The 3,795-nt window shown below is 62.8% G+C and carries 3 protein-coding genes; 2 read left to right on the forward strand and 1 reads right to left on the reverse strand.

From position 1 onward, the window contains the following. Positions 1-706: 706 nt before the first annotated feature. Positions 707-2,230 carry a threonine ammonia-lyase, biosynthetic gene (gene ilvA / locus AC4FAH_RS10000; RefSeq protein ID WP_263643043.1) on the reverse strand — a complete coding sequence of 508 codons (1,524 nt, stop codon included), beginning with the start codon at positions 2,228-2,230 and terminating at the stop codon, positions 707-709. Positions 2,231-2,467: 237 nt separating this feature from the next. Here ilvA and rpiA point away from each other — a divergent pair, with 237 nt between their 5' ends. Further along, positions 2,468-3,139 (forward strand): ribose-5-phosphate isomerase RpiA, encoded by a 672-nt coding sequence (rpiA, locus tag AC4FAH_RS10005; protein WP_054556388.1) that lies wholly within the window; start codon positions 2,468-2,470, stop codon positions 3,137-3,139. A 9-nt stretch (positions 3,140-3,148) separates the two neighbouring features. Beyond that, a partial coding sequence (locus AC4FAH_RS10010; protein ID WP_490245968.1) for a DUF3157 family protein occupies positions 3,149-3,795 on the forward strand: 647 nt, incomplete at its 3' end.

The raw sequence follows: 3,795 nt of genomic DNA on the forward strand, positions 1-3,795 counted from the left end.
AGCAGGCAGAAAGGGGCTATCTGTGAGGAGGCGAAGCAGCAACGCAGTGAAGCCAGACGAGGGGTCAAGCTGAGGGGGAGTCGGGGAGCTGGAAAGCCGGGAGCAGAAACGCTGGAAAGCCTGGCAGGAGGGTCATGGCATGGGTGCGTGGCGCCAGAGAGACTGACGCCAGCAGCACCGCTACCGCCGGTGAGGGCAGCAGCGCAGGATTCAGGAACCCATTACGGTCTGGGCGTAGCCGGTTGCCACTACACCAATCCCGAAGATGAATACCAGGGCCATGACCAGATCGGGCTTACGTTTCATGAGAGCGGGCTTCTTCTTATATCGTCAGTGGCTTTCGCGTGACGGTTGTCGATGACTGTCTTCCTGACAGTGACCAGATGATAGGCATCTGACTTCTGTATGACAATCACCATGCAATCGTTTGAATGGACGCTTTTCCACGCAGCTTTTGATGTCTGCTCGCCCAAGCCGACAAGGGCTTCCATCAAAAACACCGTTCTTTTTCGCGCCTGGCATGAAATGTGGAATTTCCTGCGGCATGCCCGCCGGATACGCATGAAAAAGCCCCGGCCTTCCACGCGAAGGCCGGGGCTTTTCTTTCCACGAATATGACCAATGAAGCATGATGAGCTGCGCCTCAGCTCGCCGCCTTCAACGCAAATGACTCATATAGCCATCATCGCCCCATCGCTTGCCTCGCTCAGGACAGAAACAGGCGATAGGCGGGATTGTCGCTCTCTTTCCAGAAGCGATAGCCTATCTCATTGAAATATTCCTCGACCCGCGCGCGGTCGCCATTGGGGATCTGCATTCCGATCAACACCCGGCCATGCGACGCGCCGTGGTTACGGTAGTGGAACAGCGAGATATTCCAGTCCGCCGGCAGGTGGGTGAGGAAATTCATCAGGGCGCCAGGGCGCTCCGGGAATTCGAAACGATAGACCTCTTCCTCGAGATCGCTGGTCGTGCGCCCACCGACCAGATGACGCGTGTGCAGCTTGGCCAGTTCGTTGTCGGTCAGGTCTTCCACCGCATAGCCCGCCTCACGCAGCTTCTCGACCACAGCGGCGCGGTCTTCACCGCCCGGCTTGACCTGCACGCCGACGAAGACATGCGCTTCCTCCGGGTTGGCATAGCGATAGTTGAACTCGGTGACCATGCGCTTGCCGATCACCTTGCAGAACTGCTTGTAGGCCCCCGGGCGCTCCGGCAGCGTCACGGCCAGAATCGCCTCACGCTGCTCGCCCAGCTCGGTGCGCTCGGCAATGTGCTGCAGGCGATCGAAGTTGGTGTTGGCACCGGAGTTGATGCACACCAGCGTCTCCCCTTCCGCGCCTGACTGCTGGACGTATTTCTTGAGGCCCGCCAGTGACAGTGCGCCACTGGTTTCGGAGACGGCGCGCGTATCCTCGAAGATGTCCTTGACCGCCGCACACATCTCGTCGGTATTGACGGTGATGACCTCATCGACGGTGTGCTGGATGAGCTCGAACGGTGCCGCGCCGATCTGCGCGACCGCCACGCCCTCGGCGAACACGCCGACCTGGTCCAGCACCACGCGTTCGCCGGCTTCCATGGCTGCCTTGAGGCAGGCGGCATCTTCCGCCTCGACCCCGATGACGCGGATCTCGGGGCGCAGGTACTTCACGTAGGCCGCGACACCGGCGATCAAACCACCGCCCCCGACCGGCACGAAGATCGCATCGATCTTGCCGGGGTGCTGACGCAGGATTTCCATGCCGACGGTGCCCTGGCCGGCAATGACATCCGGGTCATCATAGGGCGGAATGAAGGTATAGCCGTGCTCGTCCATCAGGGTACGCGCGTGGGCCAGTGCCTCGGGGAAGGCGTCGCCCTTGAGAATCACCCGCGCGCCGCGCTCGCGCACGGCCTGCACCTTGATTTCCGGCGTAATGCGCGGCATCACGATCACTGCCTTGACGCCCATCAGCTTGGCCGCCATCGCCAGGCCCTGCGCATGATTGCCGGCCGAGGCCGCAATCACGCCACACGCCTTCTGTTCATCCGTCAGCTGGGCCATCTTGTTGTAGGCGCCGCGAATCTTGAAGGAATAGACAGGCTGCAGGTCTTCACGCTTGATGAAGATGTGATTGCCGAAACGACGCGACAACAAGGGTGCCGGCGAGAGCGGAGTTTCATGGGCGGCTTCGTAGACACGAGCCGACAGGATTTTCTTGACGTAATGTTCGAGCATTATAGGAATGTCCTGATGTGTCACAGCGCGGGCCGCATGAGCGCGACCGAACCCCCATTGTTATCAGACCGCTGGCGAGAGCGTCCAGCGCCATCGCCGGGTTTGCCGTTATAATGTGGCGTTTTCCGGCGTTGCGCTTCACGTCAAGCCGTTTTCCAGTGCCTGTCGGCGGTAAACTGCTGGCCACGCGGGGAAGACCGCGCCAATGCCCACTTTCACCACCGCCCCACCGACCCGAGGTATCACATGACCCAGGATGAGCTGAAGCAGGCCGTGGCCCGCGCCGCCCTTGACGAGATTCGCCCACTGCTGAGCCGCGACACCATCATCGGCGTCGGCACCGGCTCGACGGCCAATCTGTTCATCGATGCGCTGGCGGAAGTGCGTCACGACTTCGCCGGCGCCGTCGCCAGCTCCGAAGCCACTGCCGAGCGCCTCAAGGGCCATGGCATCGACGTCTTCGAACTCAACCATGTCGGCACCGTGCCGGTCTACGTGGATGGTGCCGACGAGATCGACCCGCGCCTGGCGATGATCAAGGGCGGCGGCGCCGCGCTGACCCGCGAGAAGATCGTCGCGGCCTGCGCCGAGCGCTTCGTGTGCATCGCCGATGGCTCCAAGCAGGTGGATATTCTCGGCGGCTTCCCGCTGCCGGTGGAAGTCATTCCGATGGCGCGCTCCTATGTCGCGCGTGAGCTGGTCAAGCTGGGCGCCGACCCGGTCTACCGCGATGGCGTGCTGACCGACAACGGCAACCGTATCCTCGATTGCTACAATTTCCTGATCGAGGACCCGATCGCCATGGAAGCGCGCATCAACGCCATCGTCGGTGTCGTCACCAACGGTCTGTTCGCGGCACGCGGTGCCGATGTGCTGCTGGTGGGACGCGAAAGTGGCGTCGAACGCATCACTGCCTGAGGAGCTGGCATGACGATGAATCTGCGCCCACGACTGCGCCTGGCGACCGCACTGCTGCTGGCAGCCAGCGCAAGTCCGCTGGCGCTGGCCGATAGCCTGCCGATCAGCCAGCCAGTCACCGTGACGCTCGACAGCGGCGTCAAGATCCTGCTCAAGCCGGACCACAGCTGGGAATATCAGCTGGATGAGGTACAGGCCGCTTCCGCCCCGGCCACACAACCGTCCGTGGAAACTGGCGCTGGCAGCGCGCTGGTGCCGACCTCGACGGCTGTGCCGGTGACGGCGGCGGTCACTGCGCCGGGCGACTCGACCTCACCATCAGCCGGTGCGGCCTCTACCAGTGCCAGCAACGCAGCGCCTGACAGCGCGTCACGCCTCAACAGCAGCGCGCTGGCCAATCCGCGGCTGTTGAGTGAAGGCCACCGCGATGGACTGGTCGCGCGTCTGTCCTCGGTGAGCGAAGAGGATGACGAGGCGCTTCTGCAGTTCAGCCTCGACAACACGGCCGGCCAGAGTGTCATCGGCGTGCAGGCCAGACTGCGCCTGTATGCCGATGATGGCCATCTGCTCGCGACGCGTGAGGTGCCGCTGTGGGTCGGTGAATATCGCCTGCCCCAGACCTACCTGCGCCCCGGCCAGACACGCGATAGCCGCGA

Source organism: Cobetia sp. (genome assembly GCF_983723665.1).

Excerpts from the sequence above, each read along its gene's own strand:
- rpiA (WP_054556388.1), top strand. The coding sequence starts at position 2,468 with ATGACCCAGGATGAGCTGAAGCAGGCCGTGGCCCGCGCCGCCCTTGAC.